The sequence below is a fragment of the Hyalangium versicolor genome, from assembly GCF_020103695.1.
GTDB classification, from domain to species: domain Bacteria; phylum Myxococcota; class Myxococcia; order Myxococcales; family Myxococcaceae; genus Hyalangium; species Hyalangium versicolor.
In genome coordinates, this window is sequence record NZ_JAHXBF010000079.1 from 1 (window position 1) to 1,318 (window position 1,318).

Sequence of the window (1,318 nt, forward strand, 5' to 3'; positions counted from 1 at the left end):
CCATGCTCGGCCAGCCCACGACCGGGTCTGAGACGCTCGGAGAGGTGACAACCGCATAGAGAGACACCACAGCAACCGCGCCCTTGGGGACGCGGATGATGCAGGGCTGAGCGAGGCGCCCAACTACTCCCGCGTTGGCCGCGGGCTGCGGTGTGACGTAACGGTTGACGTACTCAGGCGAGCGCATGGGGCGGCCTCTCAGGGCTTGGTGAGGGTGTGGCCGTGCAGAGCCACCACGAGCTGCGGGGTCGCCCCGTAGTTGCTCTTGAAGTTGGTCCAGGTGACGGGGAGGCGACTCTTCACGCGCACCTTCCACTCATCACCCTTGAGGCCCGAGAGGGGCTGGTCCCAGAGCCACGCGGTGCGCGCCAGCGTGTGCCCGAGCAGGGGCGCGCAGCAGAAGTCATTCATGATCGGCCTGCCGGGGGACTCCAGCTTGACGTCCAGGAAGGACATCAGCGCGGGGTCCGCGCCATCGAAGACGACGTCGCTGTTCGGGGGGGGCAGCGTGCGCCGCTGGAAGTCGAGGTTGAGGGTGATGTAGTCGCAGGCGAAGTCCTGCTGCAGTTGGAGCACACCCGTCGGCATCTCATTCGTGGTGTTCGAGACCAGCGGCAGCCGGATGACCTCCACTTTGTACTCCGAGACGTACCCGCGCTCGGCGTACTCCGCGTAGGTGTACTGGGGCAGGGGATTGCTGGCCTTTGGGTAGAGCTGATAGCCGCGGAAGGCGACGGCCAGGTTGTTCTCGTACGCGAGATAGTTGGACGGCAGCCACGGTGAGGGAGGGAGCGCCCCCAGTACGATGAGGTTGCGCACCTCTTGAGGGGGGATGCGCATCCCTGTGCGGAACCGTTTGATTTCGTCCTCTCCAGTCCCGAATGCCTGGTCGGACTGCAGAAGGTCGCTGCTCACAGCCGTTCCGTCTTCCCGGGTCAACTGGCCCTGCCAGGGGATGTTGAACGCGCCGTTGAAGTAGATGTCGTCTGCGGTCGCGCCCTGCCCAGTGCCAATGAGGTAGTTGGAGTGGACGAGCTCCGACACAAGGAGGTTGCGAGGCTGCTTGTGCTGGATGACGTCCTTCTGGGGATCGCCAGGGCGGGTCCAGGCGCCCCAGTTCTTCCGGTAGGTCTCAATCCAGGGGAAGACGTCGTACGACTTCCGGAGCTGCATCAGGCGCCCCTTGTAGAACAGCTCAGTGCGGGGGGCGGGCGTCGGCGTGGTTGCCATAGACAGGTGCCTCGTTGGAGTGTGGTGGCGCCCGGCTCACCGGGCACCGAGGGAGCTGCAGCGCGGGCCACGGAGGAGCCCGCCCTGC

Annotated in this window: 2 protein-coding genes; both read right to left on the reverse strand. The window is 65.6% G+C overall.

Annotation, left to right across the window (positions count from 1 at the left end; all coding sequences use genetic code 11):
* Positions 1-187 (reverse strand): hypothetical protein (locus KY501_RS52785; RefSeq protein ID WP_224373243.1); only part of this gene is annotated, 187 nt, incomplete at its 3' end.
* Between the two features lie 11 nt (positions 188-198).
* Positions 199-1,173 (reverse strand): hypothetical protein, encoded by a 975-nt coding sequence (locus tag KY501_RS52790; protein WP_224373244.1) that lies wholly within the window; start codon positions 1,171-1,173, stop codon positions 199-201.
* Positions 1,174-1,318: the final 145 nt, after the last annotated feature.

Coding starts and splice junctions, on each gene's coding strand:
- KY501_RS52790 (WP_224373244.1), bottom strand. CDS start 1,173: ATGCAGCTCCGGAAGTCGTACGACGTCTTCCCCTGGATTGAGACCTAC.